The organism is Promicromonospora xylanilytica (assembly GCF_054782895.1).
The window spans coordinates 77,180-89,820 of record NZ_BAAGRP010000002.1 but is presented as its reverse complement, the minus strand read 5'-3'; the positions used below and the strand labels follow the sequence as shown (position 1 = coordinate 89,820).

The 12,641-nt window shown below is 73.1% G+C and carries 12 protein-coding genes; 4 read left to right on the top strand and 8 right to left on the bottom strand.

What is annotated here, in order from left to right; genetic code table 11:
- Positions 1–12: 12 nt before the first annotated feature.
- Genes ACYVK7_RS02210 through ACYVK7_RS02190 form a run of 5 tightly spaced genes read right to left on the bottom strand, consistent with a single transcriptional unit; the run spans position 13 to position 4,283 of the window.
- Positions 13–357: a DUF202 domain-containing protein gene (locus ACYVK7_RS02210; RefSeq protein WP_460886040.1), complete on the bottom strand. Its 345-nt coding sequence runs from the start codon at positions 355–357 to the stop codon at positions 13–15.
- A complete protein-coding gene (locus tag ACYVK7_RS02205; protein WP_460886039.1) occupies positions 354–713 on the bottom strand; it encodes a YidH family protein in 360 nt (119 codons plus the stop codon). Before ACYVK7_RS02205 ends, ACYVK7_RS02210 begins: the two co-directional genes overlap by 4 nt.
- Positions 710–1,720, bottom strand: coding sequence for a formylglycine-generating enzyme family protein (locus tag ACYVK7_RS02200; protein ID WP_460886038.1), 1,011 nt, complete (start codon positions 1,718–1,720; stop codon positions 710–712). The genes ACYVK7_RS02205 and ACYVK7_RS02200 overlap by 4 nt, the downstream gene beginning before the upstream one ends.
- 36 nt (positions 1,721–1,756) lie before the next feature.
- Positions 1,757–2,503 carry a GntR family transcriptional regulator gene (locus ACYVK7_RS02195; protein ID WP_460886037.1) on the bottom strand — a complete coding sequence of 249 codons (747 nt, stop codon included), beginning with the start codon at positions 2,501–2,503 and terminating at the stop codon, positions 1,757–1,759.
- Entirely contained in the window at positions 2,487–4,283 is a 1,797-nt protein-coding gene (locus ACYVK7_RS02190; RefSeq protein ID WP_460886304.1) for a gamma-glutamyltransferase family protein, read from the bottom strand. Before ACYVK7_RS02190 ends, ACYVK7_RS02195 begins: the two co-directional genes overlap by 17 nt.
- 229 nt (positions 4,284–4,512) lie before the next feature.
- Between ACYVK7_RS02190 and ACYVK7_RS02185 the strand changes: the two genes are divergently transcribed.
- The gene (locus tag ACYVK7_RS02185) at positions 4,513–5,844 is read left to right on the top strand and encodes an Nramp family divalent metal transporter (protein ID WP_460886036.1); all 1,332 of its coding nucleotides are present in this window, start codon (positions 4,513–4,515) and stop codon (positions 5,842–5,844) included.
- Between the two features lie 111 nt (positions 5,845–5,955).
- Here the strand turns inward: ACYVK7_RS02185 and ACYVK7_RS02180 are convergent, their stop codons facing one another.
- Together ACYVK7_RS02180 and ACYVK7_RS02175 are read right to left on the bottom strand one after the other, a co-directional pair.
- On the bottom strand, positions 5,956–7,140 hold the full coding sequence (locus tag ACYVK7_RS02180; RefSeq protein WP_460886035.1) for a glycosyltransferase: 1,185 nt from the start codon (positions 7,138–7,140) through the stop codon (positions 5,956–5,958).
- Positions 7,137–8,072 (bottom strand): hypothetical protein, encoded by a 936-nt coding sequence (locus ACYVK7_RS02175; RefSeq protein WP_460886034.1) that lies wholly within the window; start codon positions 8,070–8,072, stop codon positions 7,137–7,139. The genes ACYVK7_RS02180 and ACYVK7_RS02175 overlap by 4 nt, the downstream gene beginning before the upstream one ends.
- Before the next feature lie 127 nt (positions 8,073–8,199).
- Between ACYVK7_RS02175 and ACYVK7_RS02170 the strand changes: the two genes are divergently transcribed.
- From ACYVK7_RS02170 to ACYVK7_RS02160, 3 genes are read left to right on the top strand one after another with little or no spacing between them, the layout of a single operon-like run.
- A complete protein-coding gene (locus ACYVK7_RS02170; RefSeq protein WP_460886033.1) occupies positions 8,200–9,210 on the top strand; it encodes an alpha/beta fold hydrolase in 1,011 nt (336 codons plus the stop codon).
- Between the two features lie 11 nt (positions 9,211–9,221).
- Positions 9,222–10,283 (top strand): glycosyltransferase family 4 protein, encoded by a 1,062-nt coding sequence (locus tag ACYVK7_RS02165; RefSeq protein WP_460886032.1) that lies wholly within the window; start codon positions 9,222–9,224, stop codon positions 10,281–10,283.
- A gap of 40 nt (positions 10,284–10,323) precedes the next feature.
- The gene (locus ACYVK7_RS02160) at positions 10,324–11,511 is read left to right on the top strand and encodes an acyltransferase family protein (RefSeq protein WP_460886031.1); all 1,188 of its coding nucleotides are present in this window, start codon (positions 10,324–10,326) and stop codon (positions 11,509–11,511) included.
- Positions 11,512–11,786: 275 nt separating this feature from the next.
- Here ACYVK7_RS02160 and ACYVK7_RS02155 read toward each other — a convergent pair whose 3' ends face one another.
- The gene (locus ACYVK7_RS02155) at positions 11,787–12,614 is read right to left on the bottom strand and encodes an RDD family protein (protein WP_460886030.1); all 828 of its coding nucleotides are present in this window, start codon (positions 12,612–12,614) and stop codon (positions 11,787–11,789) included.
- Positions 12,615–12,641: the final 27 nt, after the last annotated feature.

Here is a 12,641-nt window from a genome sequence, read left to right as displayed (position 1 = left end):
GCCGACGGGAGCTCAGCCGTTCAGCGCGCTCAGCACCAGGTAGCCGGCGCACGCGACGCCGAGCACGAGCGCCGCCGCGGTGGCCAGCGCGATCGGCGCTGCGCCGTGGTCGAGCGATCCGGTGCTGTGCAGCGCGGTGTTGGCCCGGTGGTAGCCGACGGCCGCTGCCACGTAGGCGGCGACCGCGAGCCCGGCCCCCGCGACGCCCGCGAAGACCGCGAGCACACCGGCGGTCTCCACGGTGAACCGCATGGCGACGAGGCTGGCCACGCCGAACGAGAGGCACGTGCGGCGCCAGGCGAGCAGCGTGCGCTCGGTCTGGAGGCCCGGGTCGTAGAGTCCGTGGTCCTGGCTCATGCGAACAGCCCGATCGTCACGAGCACGACGGCGATCACGATGCCGACGACGAGCAGGCCGCCGACCGCGAGGCCGGGGAGCGGCCGGCCGCGGCGCAGCGCCGACTCGGTCGCGGACCAGCCCAGCCAGGCCTGGACCGCGGCCACGGTGCCGAGCAGGAGGAACACGCCGGCCGCGGCCACCCGCCACCCGGTCGAGGCGGGCAGCGACAGGGCCTCGAGCGCGAACGCGCCCGCGTAGAGCCCGAGCGCGGTGCGCAGCCAGGCCAGGAACGTGCGCTCGTTGGCGAGGCTGAAGCGGGGGTCGGGTTCCTCGCCGTCGCGGTAGACCCGCTGGGGGAATCTCCGTGCGCTCATGCTCGTGCGCCGGTGGGGTCGAGTGCGGCCGTGCGGAAGCCGGCGTTGCCCATCGAGGAGTCGGGGGTGTTCGACGACCGTGCGGAGTTGCGGTACCGGTTGCAGTAGGAGATGTGGCACAGGTAGCTGCCGCCGCGCAGGACCCGCGCGGTGCCCTGGTCGGGTCCGGTCGGGTCGGTCGTGGGGGATTCTTGGTAGTGGTGCGGGTCGAACCAGTCCTGGCACCATTCCCAGACGTTTCCGACGGGCTGCCAGAGGCCGTGGCCGTTGGGCTCGAAGGTCCGTACCGGTGCGGTGGTGAGCCAGCCGTCGTCCAGTGTGTTCACGCGGGGGAAGTCGCCTTGCCAGATGTTCGCGCGCCAGCCGTCGTCGTCCACCTCGGCGTCGCCCCAGGGGTACTTGGCGCCGTTGATCCCGCCGCGGGCCGCGTATTCCCACTCGGCTTCCGTGGGCAGGCGTCGGCCGGCCCAGGCGCAGTAGGCGAGGGCGTCGTTCCAGCTGACGTGGGTGACGGGGTGGTCGTCGAGTCCGTCGGTGCTCGACCGGGGGCCGCCGGGGTGGGCCCAGTCGGCTCCGCGCACGCCGTACCACCATGGGGTGCCGCTTGGTTGTCCCAGGATGTCGGCGGGGTCGGCTGCGACGGCGAGGTGGAACACGGCGGAGAAACCGAACGTCTCCGCTTCGGTGCGGTAGCCGGTGTCGTCGACGAACCGGGCGAAGTCGGCGTTGGTGACGGTCGTCGCGTCGATCTCGAAGGCGTTGAGGGTCACGTCGTGCAGGGGGGCCTCGCCGTCGCCGGTGTTCCGGTCGCCCGACGAGTCGCCCATGGTGAAGGTCCCGGCCGGGATCCGTGCCTGCTCGACGCGGTGCCTGCCGTCGGCCGGTGTCGCGGTGATGGTGCCGGTGGCGTCGGCAGGGCGGGTCCCGAGCTGGACGAACGCGTCCCGTCCCGGGGTGCCGCAGCCACAGCCGCAGCCCTCGTGCTCTGCTCCGGTCTGTTCGTTCATGATCACGCCCCCACCGTAACCGCGCCGGACCCGGGGCTACCGCCGGCCGGCGGGACGGCGCGCCTCCACGGCCGCCGCGACCACCGGGTCGGAGCTCGGCGTCTCGATGCCGTACCGCAGCAGGTAGCCGATCCGGGACTCCCGCACGTGCGCGGCCATCAGGGCGGCGGCACGCTCGCCGTCGCCGGCGTCGATCGCGCTCACGATCACCCGGTGCTCCGGCCAGAGCCGCTTGCCGCGGGACTGCCGGTCGGCGGCGTAGAGCCACTCGATCTTCCACGAGAGCTGGCGCAGCAGCCTCGTCATGGTCGCGCTGCCGCTGAGCTCGGCGATCGCGAGGTGGATCTGGTCGTTGATCGCCACCAGGGGGTCCAGGTCGTCGGCCGCGACGTGCGCGTCCCCGGCGTCGAGCAGGGCGGCGATCTCCCGGCGGGTGCGCCACCAGTCCTCCGGGCTCTCGTCGCCCGACCAGAGGGCGGCGGCCCGGCGAGCGGCACTGCGCGCCGTCGCCACCTCCAGGGCCTCGCGGATGGCGAACAGGTCGTCGGCGTCGTGCACGGGCAGGGGCGCCACGCGCGAGCCCACGTGCGGCAGCGAGTCGACGAACCCCTCGCTCTCCAGGCCGCGCAACGCCTCGCGGACCGGGACCCGCGAGACGTCGTAGCGCTGGGCGAGCGAGGTCTCGGTGACGCGGGCGCCCGGCGTCAGCACCCCGGCGATGATGTCCCGCCGGATCGCGTCCTGGACGGACGCCGGCCGGCCGGGCTCAGCGCCCTGCGGCATAGCCCTGCGCGCCCCTCGGGTTGGCGGCGGCTCCCAGCAGCCCCGTGGCCGGGTCCCGGGTCACGGCGGACAGCCGCCCGAGGGCCCAGTCGCCCGCGCGGGTCACCACGTGGCCGCGCCGTTCCAGGCCGGCGATGACGTCGTCCCCGAGACGGTCCTCCACGACCGCGCCGCCCGGCGTCCAGGTGCGAGGCCAGAACGACCCGGGGAACGACGTCGTGTGCAGGGCCGGCGCGTCGATCGCCTGCTGCGGCGTGTACCCGCCGACGAGCACGCGCAGCAGGAACAGCAGCTGCCACTGGTCCTGCTGGTCGCCGCCCGGCGAGCCGAACGCGAGCACGGGCTCGCCTCCTCGCAGCACCAGCGTGGGCGTCAGCGTCGTCCGCGGCCGCCGTCCGGGCACCAGGGCCGACGGCGACGCCTCGTCCAGCCACGTCATCTGCAGACGCGTGCCCAGGCAGAAGCCGAGCCCAGGCACCACGGGCGAGGACTGCAGCCAGCCGCCCGACGGCGTCGCGGACACCATGTTGCCCCAGCGGTCGACGACGTCGAGGTGGCAGGTGTCGCCGCGGGTGGCGCCGGTGTGCTCGGGGGAGTCCGGAGCCGGGACGGTCGGCTCGCCGACGCCGGACGCCGGGCCGCCGAGCGGGGCGCCCGGCAGCGAGCCCACCGGAGTGCTGGTGGCGTACTCGGTGCGCAGCACCGGGACGGGCGGCGTCGGGCGGCCGGGCACGTCGCCGGGCCGCACCTCGTGGCTCGCGGTGTCGGTGACGAGCGCCCGGCGCCGCGCCGCGTAGTCCTCACCGAGCAGGTAGGTCAGCGGCACGTCGTCCGCCGCGGGGTCGCCGTACCAGACGTCGCGGTCCGCCATCGCGAGCTTCAGCGTCTCGAGGATCGTGTGCGCGCCGAGCTCCGTGGACGGGTCGAGCGCCGCGTCGTCGAAGCCCTCCAGGATCTTGCACGCGGCCAGGAGCGCGGGCCCCTGACCCCAGGCGCCGGTCTTGGCGATCGTGTACCCGCGGAACGTCGCGGTGGTCGCGGGCTCGTAGGACGCCTCGAAGCCCGCTACGTCGGCGGCGGTCATGACACCGGCGTGGTCGCCGCCGTCCGCGTGCCGGTGCGGGGTCCTGACGAACTCCTCGACGGCGGTCCCGACGCGCTCGCGCCAGGCGGCCCGGGCGAGGTCGATCGCCTCCGCGCGGTCGCCCGCGGCCGCACCCGCCGCCACGACGGCGTCCAGCAGGTCGGCGTACTCCGGGTTGGTGACGAGCGACCCGGGGGCGGGCGCCTCGCCGTCGGACAGCCAGTGGGCGGCCGAGGTGGGCCAGTGGTCGCGGAACAGGTCGGCGACCAGGGAGATGGTGGAGCTGACCCGGCCGAGCACCGGATGCCCGTCGCGGGCGTAGCCGACGGCGTAGGAGAGCACGTCCGCCAGGTTCCAGGTGCCGTGGTCGCGCAGGAGCAGCAGCCAGGCGTCGACGGCGCCCGGCACCGCCGCGGCCAGTGCTCCGGAACCCGGGACGAGGTCCAGTCCCTCGGCCCGGAAGTGCTCGATCGTGGCGCCGGCGGGAGCAGGCCCCTGCCCCATCAGCACGCGCGGGTCCGACGGCGCGTCGGCGGTGACGAAGAGGCCGGTCATGTCGCCGCCCGGCCCGTTGAGGTGCGGTTCGACGACGTGCAGCACGAAGGCTCCTGCCACCGCCGCGTCGAACGCGTTTCCGCCCCGCTCGAGCACGGCCTGGGCGCTCGCGGTGGCGAGCCAGTGGGTGGAGCTCACCATCCCGAAGGTGCCCTGGAGGTCGGGCCGGGTGGCGGGAGCTGCGGGCGGGGTGAACGACGAGCCGGTCGCGGCCGGCGACGGAGTGCGCACTGAGAGATCCGATCCTTGGCTGACAGGGACGATTGCATACAATCATGTCTCAGGCGGCTGATGTGTATGCAGCAGGTCCCGGCCAGGTTCTGCGGGCGCGTCTCTTTCCGGCGGGTGAAAGCCTGAGTACAGTCTCGCCATGGAAAAGGACAATGAGGTCACTTCACAAGGCTTGGCCGGGGGACCGCCGACGCCGGACGGCGGGGTCGCCGCCGGGCACGAGGGATCGCTCGAGAAGCCGCGCTGGAGGATCGTCGGCCCTGGTCTCGTCGTCGCGGCCACCGGCATCGGCGCCGGTGACCTCGTCGCCACGATGGTCGCGGGCAGCGCCTACGGGTACGCCCTGCTCTGGGCGGTGATCCTCGGCGTCGTCATCAAGATCGTGCTGGTCGAGGGCGCGGGCCGCTGGTCGCTCGCGACCGGCCGCACGATCTTCGACGGCTGGAAGTCGCTCGGGCTGTGGGCCGTCGTCTACTTCGGCATCTACGTGGTGATCTGGGGCTTCAGCTACGGTGCCGCCGCGATGTCCGGGGTCGGCCTCGCGCTCAACGGCCTGTTCCCCGGCGTGGACGTGCGGTACTGGGCGATGCTCGCCGGGGTCGCGGGCCTGCTGCTGGTCTGGTTCGGCAAGTACAAGCCGTTCGAGAACGTCATGGCGGTCCTGATCGGCGTCATGTTCGTGACGGTCGTGGGCTCGGCCATCATGACGACACCCAACCTCGGCCAGATCGCCGCCGGCCTGGTGCCGATGATCCCGGACGGCGCCGTCCTGAACACGCTCGGCCTCGCGGGCGGCGTCGGCGGGACGATCACCCTGGCCGCCTACGGCTACTGGCTCACCGAGAAGGGCTGGAGCACGCCCCGCTGGATGCGCGTCATGCGGCTCGACAACGCGTGGGCGTACGTCATGTCGGGCGTCTTCGTGGTGTCCATGCTGATCGTGGGCGCCGAGCTGCTCTTCTCCGCCGGGATGGCCGTGGCCGACGGCGAGGAGGGGCTCATCGACGTCGCCGACGTGCTCTCGCAGCGGTACGGGTCGTTCATGGCCCCGCTGTTCCTCGTCGGGTTCTTCGCCGCGACGTTCTCGTCGATCCTCGGCGTCTGGCACGGCGTGTCACTCATGTTCGCCGACTTCGTCGCGACGACGCGCAACCTGCCGAGCGACGACCGCCGCCGCGGCGCCGGCGGCACCTACTACCGGGCCTACATCCTGTGGCTGACGTTCCCGCCGATGGCGCTGCTGTTCCTCGACCGGCCGATCCTGCTCGTCGTGCTCTACGGCGCGCTGGGCTCGCTGTTCATGCCGTTCCTCGCGCTGACGCTGCTGATCCTCATGAACTCGAAGGCGGTGCCGCTGCGGTGGCGCAACCGCTGGTGGGTCAACGTGATCCTCGTGCTGGTGGCCGCGATGTTCCTGGTCCTGGGCGGCAACGAGCTCGTCAAGGCGGTCGCGCCGCTCTTCGGCGGCTGACCACCTCCTGCCACCGAGGTAGTCCTCTGCCGAGGTAGTCGTCTGGCGAGGTAGTCCCCTGGCGCTCGCTACGGGACTACCTCGCCAGACGACTACCTCGGCGCGAGGGGGTCAGGCGGCCGCCGGGGTCTCGCGCATGGCGCGGACCTTCTCGTAGATACCCTCGAACGCGTCGAGGGTGCCGTCCACGGCGTGCGCCGCCACGAGCTCCCGGCTGGCCGCGCCCATCCGGCGGCGCAGGCCGGCGTCGGCCAGGAGGTCGCTGAGCCGGTTGGCCAGCTCCCGCACGTCGCCGGGCGTGTAGAGCCAGCCGTTGACGCCGGGGCGCACGAGGTGGGGCAGCGCCATCGCGTCGGCGGCCACGACCGGGAGGCCCGAGGCCATCGCCTCGAGGGTGACCAGGCTCTGCAGCTCGGCCACGCCGGGCATGCAGAACACGTCGGCGTCGGAGTAGGCGGTCAGCAGCTCGTCGTCGGGCACGTAGCCGCGGAACCGGACGCGGTGCGCGACGCCGGAGGCCGCGGCGAGCTCCGCCCACTCCTCGGCCTTCGAGCCGGTACCGACGATCTCGAGCCGCCCGGGCAGGTCGGCAGGCAGGAGGGCGAAGGCGCGGATGATCTCGTCCACCCGCTTCTCCTGGTCGAGCCGGCCGACGAACAGGACGGTGGGCTCGGCCCGCCCGTCCCGGACCGTGGTGGTGTACCGGTCGGTGTCGATGCCGTTGGACACGGGGATCGCGTGGGTCAGGCCGGCGTGCTGGGCGAGCAGGTCCACGGCACGCGGCGTGGGGGCGGTGACCACGTCGGCCTTCGCGTAGACGCGCCCGATGTCCTGCCAGGCCCAGCGCCCCACGGTGCGGTGCATGGAGCTCGGCACCATGAGGTAGCCCACGATGTTCTCCGGCATCAGGTGGTTGGTGGCCACCAGGGGCAGACCCTCCCGGTGTGCCGCGTCGACCAGGGCGCGGCCGACGATGAAGCTGCCGTTCGTGTGCACGACGTCGGGCCGGACCTCGTCGAGGATCTCCGCGACCGCCCGGCGCGTCTCCCACGGCAGGCACACGCGCAGGTTGTCGTGCGACGGGTAGCGCCGGGAGCGCAGCCCGTGCAGCACGACACCGTCGCGCACCTCGCGCACCGGCGCGCCGGTCGGCGACGGTGCGACGACGTGCACGTCGTACCCACGCCGGGCCAGGCCGGTGGCCAGGCTGCCGGCGAACCGGGCCGCGCCGTTCACTGCGGGCGGATAGGTGTCGGCGCCGATCAGGATCGTGCGGAAAGTACCGGGCAGGTTCACTGTGCTGTACCTCTCGATGGTTCGGGAAGTCTCGAAGGGGCGGAACGCGCCGCGCGCGCCGCGACGGCGTCTGGGTGGAGCCGGGCAAGGACGAGGACCCCCACGGCCGCGGCGACCGCCGCGCCGCCGAGGAGGAACCAGGTGGCGAGGGGCGTGTCGGCGCCCTCGCCGAGGAGCAGGGCGCCGAGCAGGACGGCGACGATCGGGTCCACGACCGTGAGGCACGCGACCACGACCTCCGGCGGACCGGACGGGTAGGCCTGCTGCACGAGCCAGCCGCCCACGGCGAGGGCGACGAGGGCGCTCGCGGCGGCGCCGAGCACCGGCGGCTCGTACCAGCGCGAGTGGCCGGCGGAGATCTCCTGGAAGATCACCCGCATGAGGGCGGAGAGCAGGCCGAACGCGGTGGCTCCCGCCGTCGCGCACGCGACGCAGCGGAGCCAGCCACCGGCCGCCAGGCCACCCGCGCCGAGCGCCACCACGATGCCGCCCACGACGAGAGTGGTCGGCAGCGTGGACCCCGGCGGCGGTGGGTTGCCGGTGGCGCCGCCCACCGACGCCGCGACGAACACCGCGACACCGGCCATGGTCAGCACCACGCCGAGGATGACGCTGCGGCTGGGCGGGCGGCGGGAGCGGAGCGAGGACAGCAGGACCGCTACGGGCACGGCAAGCACCCCGATCGGCTGGACCACGCGGAGCGGAGCGAGCGCGAGCGCGATGGCATGCACCACGGTGCCGCCTCCTGCGAGCCCGAAGCCGACCAGCCAGCCGGGGCGCCGCGCGATCCTGCTGAGCCTGCGTAACGACAGGACCCGTTCGCGGGGGAGCGGCTGCCCGTAGAGGTCGGCCACCTCGCGGTGCTGCAGTACGGCGGCCCCGGCGAACAGGGCGGCGCCGAGCACTGCGAGGGTGACCGCGATGGCTTGCATGGGACAACGGTGACGTAAGGATGCCCTTCTCCGCCACCAGGTTTCCCCCCGGGATCGCATGGGGGTTTACCCCCATCTTTCCTGCCCCTCTCCCACACCGGCCGCTGACGTGCTTAGGGTCAGCGCGATGAACACCGACCTGCCGGCGCGTCGTGCCGAGCCGCCGCACGACCCACCGCACGAGCTGTCCCTCAGGGCATCGTACGAGCTGCCGTACCAGGCGCTCGTCGAAGCTACGCCCGTCCGCGACGCAGACCTGGAGCTCCGTGGCGTCCGTGTCCACGTCCGGGTGTACGGCGCCGCGACCGCGCCCCATCGGATGGTGTTCCTGCACGGGCTCCGGGGCGACCACCACGGCCTGGAGCCGATCGTCGCCCACCTCCTCCGGGAACGCTCTGACCTGCAGGTATGGGTTCCCGATCTGCCCGGGTTCGGCGCCTCGGCGCCGCTGCCCGACGGCGTGCACGACGTCGAGGGCTACGCCGCGTGGACGGCCGAGCTGCTGGCCGCCGTCGCCCCGGAGGGCGATGTCCTGCTCGGGGGTCATTCCTTCGGGTCGATCGTGGCGGCGGCCGCCGTGGCGGGTGCCGCCGGCCCCGGGTCCCGCGTGCGGGGCCTCGTGCTGGTCAACCCCATCGCGACAGCCGCGCTCGACGGTCCGCGCCGGGCGCTGAGCGCGGTCACGGTGGGGGTCCACCGGCTGGCCGCAGCCCTGCCCGAGCGGGCAGGGACTGGCCTGCTGCGTCACCCGCTGTTCACCCGCGTCGCGAGCCTCGCCATGGTCACCTCGACGGACCGGGACATGCGGCGCTGGATCCTCGCGGAGCACGACCGCTACTTCTCCGGGTTCGCCGACCGGCGCACCCTGCTGGAGGCGTTCCATGCCTCGGTCGGGACCGACGTGGCCGCCTACGCCTCACGCATCAGCGCGCCGACGCTGCTGGTCGCCTCGGAGAACGACGACGTCGCGCCGCTGCCCTCCCAGCGGGTTCTCGAGCCGATGTTCGCCGACGCGCGGCTGGCGGTGGTCCCACGTGTCGGGCACCTGGCGCACTACGAGGCACCGGCTGCGGTGGCTCGGGAGACCGCCGGTTTCCTGGCCGTCCTCGAGGCCGCCGCCGGGCGGGATGAACAGTGAGGGAAGATCGGATGAAGATCGTCGTCGACTGCCGGTATCTGCGGGTCGGCCGGCACGACGGCATCAGCCGGTACACCGCGGGGATCGTCACCGCCCTCGCCAGGCTGCACCCGGTCGAGGTGCTGGTGAACGACGTGCTCCAGCTCGACCACCTGCCCGACGGCCTCCCCTGGCACCTGGTGAGCGCCCCGACCAGCTGGCGCGAGCCCTTCGTGGCGCGACAGGTGCGGCGCACGGGTGCCGACGTCGTGTTCAGCCCGATGCAGACCATGGGCACCTGGGGCCGCGACTACCGGGTGGTCCTGACCCTGCACGACCTCATCTACTACCGGCACCCCACCCCGCCGCGGAACCTGCCGGAGCCCGTACGCCTGCTGTGGCGGGCGTTCCACCTCGCGTGGTGGCCGCAGCGCCTCCTGCTGAACCGCGCCGACGCCGTGGTCACGGTCTCGGAGACCACCCGTGACCTCATCGCGCGCCACCGGCTGACCCGGCGCCCCGTGACGGTGGTGCCGAACGCGCCCGACCCGGTGCCCGGCCTGCCCGTCGACCGCTCGGAGGCGTCGCGGACCCGCTCGCTCGTGTACATGGGCTCGTTCATGCCCTACAAGAACGTCGAGCTGCCCGCCCGTGCCATGGCGCACCTGCCCGGCTGGGAGCTGCACCTGATGAGCCCGGTCGCGCCGGAGCACCGTGCGCGGCTGACCGAGCTGGCCGGCGCCGGCACGCTCGTGTTCCACGACGGTGCGTCCGACGAGGTCTACCGCGAGGTGCTGGGCAGCGCGACCGCGCTGGTCTCCGGGTCGCGGGACGAGGGCTTCGGGCTACCGCTGGTCGAGGCGATGGTGCTCGGTACCCCGCTCGTCGTCAGCGACATCCCCGTGTTCCGCGAGGTGGGCGGCGACGCGGGCGCGTACGTCGATCCGGATGACGTGGCGGGGTTCGTCGCGGCGGTCCGCGAGCTCGACGACCCGGCGACGTGGGCCGGACGGTCCGCGGCAGCACGGGAGCGGGCCGCAGGATACGACTGGGACATCTCGGCCAAGACACTTCTGGCACTTCTGGTAGGGTGAATTTTGACCGTTATCTTTCCGTGATCTAAGGTCTGCGGCGATGACCCGCCATGAGAGCACGCCAGCCACCTTGCCCGAGGCAGCCTCCGCGACCACGGCAGGCAAGGACCGGAGACCCTCCGGTCGGCTCGTGGGGATGGACGGCCTGCGCTTCGCCGCGGCGGTGGCGGTGCTGCTCTACCACTTCACCGCGACCTCGACGGTGACCGGGTACTGGGGCATCGACCCGGTGGACGCGTTTCCCATGCTGAACGAGGTCACGCGGTACGGCTGGCTCGCCGTCGAGCTGTTCTTCATGATCTCGGGGTTCGTGATCCTGCTCAGCGCCGACGGCCGTGGGATCGCCGGCTTCGTAGCCTCCCGCGTGGGCAGGCTGTTCCCCGCCTACTGGGCCTGCATAGTGCTGACCGCCGGCCTGCAGCAGGTGTGGTCCGGCGGGCGCAGGACCACCCTCACCGAGACGCTGGTCAACCTCACGATGGTGCAGGACCTGTTCGAGGTCACCGGAGTCCAGGTCGTCTTCTGGACCCTGCTGGTGGAGCTGAAGTTCTACCTGCTCGTCTTCGTGGTGCTGGCGATGGGCCCGCTGACGCGCAACCGGGTGCTGGCGTTCGCCACGCTCTGGCCCCTCGCCGGCTGGGCCGCCCAGCAGTTCGGCGCCCACTGGCTCGCCGACTGGCTCGTGCCGAACTACGCCCCGTACTTCGCCGTCGGCATGCTGCTGTTCCTCGTCTACCGCGACGGGTTCGACCTCGTCAGCGGCCTGCTGCTCGGCGCGGGAGTGGTCGTGTGCGTGCTGCGGGTCCTCGACGCGGCCGGCCGGGCGTCGGACCTCCAGGGCGTGTCGGTGGACCCGACCGTCGCCGTGGTGCTCATGCTGGCGTGCATCGTCGCCGTATGGGCCACGACGCTACCCGGCAGGACGGTCCCGCCCCGGCGCGTGGCGGCGGTGCTCGGCACGGTCGGCGCCCTGACCTATCCCATCTACCTGGTGCACACGCAGTTCGGGTACGCGGTGATCGACGTGCTGGCCCACGAGACCACCCGCACCGTCGCGCTGTTCGCCGCCGGCGGGATCAGCCTCGCGCTGGCCGTGGTGATCCACTACGGCATCGAGCGCCCGACGTCGGCCCGGCTGCGCCGGGCGGTGCAGACCGGGCTGGTGCGCTTCTCGGAGGCCCTGCGCTCGCGGGGCCGGGTGCGGGTCACGGACGACGCCAGGGCCTGACGCGGGCGGGGTCGTGACCCGGGTGTCTGGTGTCGAGCCGCAGGTTACGAGTCACCGGTGGCTTCGAGCCGCAAGGAACGAGCCCAACGGGCCTGGTATGGACGCGTAACCTTCGGTCGGGCCGTCATCGGGACGAGTAACTTGCGGTTCGCCGTCCTGGAACGATCGCCGGGACGCACAGCTTTCGGTTCGGCGCCGGTGGGTGCGACTCTGACGACGCGTAGCTTGCGGTTCGACGGCCGTGCCGTGTCCGCCGGTCCGTCGATGTCCCCGGGTCAGCGCGGCGGGTCCGCCACCGCGAACGGCAGCCGGTGCAGCAGCTCCGCCTGCTCCTCCGCCCGCTTGCGCTCCCGCTGACCGGCGCCGAGCTCACGCTCGCGACGCTCGGCGAGGACGGCGTGCAGGAACGCCTCCGGGTGGGTGCCGGGCGGCGGCCCGGGTGCCACGTAGCGCTCGATCCGGCCGGCGAGGTCGTCGGCGAGCCGGGCCCGCGACTCGGGCGCGAGGCGTGCGGCGCGGCCGAGGAGCTGGCGGGCGGCCAGCGCCAGCCCGTCCGGCAGCCTGCGCATGTCGGCCGTGTGCGCCCACCCGGCCAGGGCCTGGGGCATCACGATCGGGGCCGACGGCGGCCTGCCGCCCCGCACCCGCACCGCGTACGTGCCGGCCGCGAGATCGCCGAGGCGCTTGCCCTTCGCGTTCGCCAGCGACGTGATGGCCGCGATGCCGCCGAACGTGAGCCACAGCTCGATCACCCCGACCAGCGCGCGCACCAGCGCGTGCCGGAACCGGACGGGACCGCCGTCGTCGCGCACCACCCGGATGCCGCAGGCGAGCTTGCCGACGGACCGCCCCCGGGACAGCGTCTCGACGGTGACGGGCACGCCCACCATGACCAGGACGGTCGTGACCACGTACACGATCATCGCGATGTCCTGGTTCAGGCTGGCGCTCTCCAGGAACCAGATGCCGCCGACGATGATGGCGACCCAGATGACGGCACCGATCACGAGGAAGTCGAGCATGGCGCCCATCGCGCGCGTGATGAACGACGCGGGGCGCGCGTCCAGCACCACGCCCTCACCGATGACAATGCCGTCCTGCACGGTTCCTCCGGTCGGGGTGTCGGGGGC

Coding starts and splice junctions, on each gene's coding strand:
- ACYVK7_RS02185 (WP_460886036.1), top strand. CDS start 4,513: ATGGAAAAGGACAATGAGGTCACTTCACAAGGCTTGGCCGGGGGACCG.
- ACYVK7_RS02190 (WP_460886304.1), bottom strand. CDS start 4,283: ATGGTGAGCTCCACCCACTGGCTCGCCACCGCGAGCGCCCAGGCCGTG.
- ACYVK7_RS02195 (WP_460886037.1), bottom strand. CDS start 2,503: ATGCCGCAGGGCGCTGAGCCCGGCCGGCCGGCGTCCGTCCAGGACGCG.
- ACYVK7_RS02160 (WP_460886031.1), top strand. CDS start 10,324: ATGACCCGCCATGAGAGCACGCCAGCCACCTTGCCCGAGGCAGCCTCC.
- ACYVK7_RS02165 (WP_460886032.1), top strand. CDS start 9,222: ATGAAGATCGTCGTCGACTGCCGGTATCTGCGGGTCGGCCGGCACGAC.
- ACYVK7_RS02170 (WP_460886033.1), top strand. CDS start 8,200: ATGAACACCGACCTGCCGGCGCGTCGTGCCGAGCCGCCGCACGACCCA.
- ACYVK7_RS02175 (WP_460886034.1), bottom strand. CDS start 8,072: ATGCAAGCCATCGCGGTCACCCTCGCAGTGCTCGGCGCCGCCCTGTTC.
- ACYVK7_RS02200 (WP_460886038.1), bottom strand. CDS start 1,720: ATGAACGAACAGACCGGAGCAGAGCACGAGGGCTGCGGCTGTGGCTGC.
- ACYVK7_RS02210 (WP_460886040.1), bottom strand. CDS start 357: ATGAGCCAGGACCACGGACTCTACGACCCGGGCCTCCAGACCGAGCGC.
- ACYVK7_RS02205 (WP_460886039.1), bottom strand. CDS start 713: ATGAGCGCACGGAGATTCCCCCAGCGGGTCTACCGCGACGGCGAGGAA.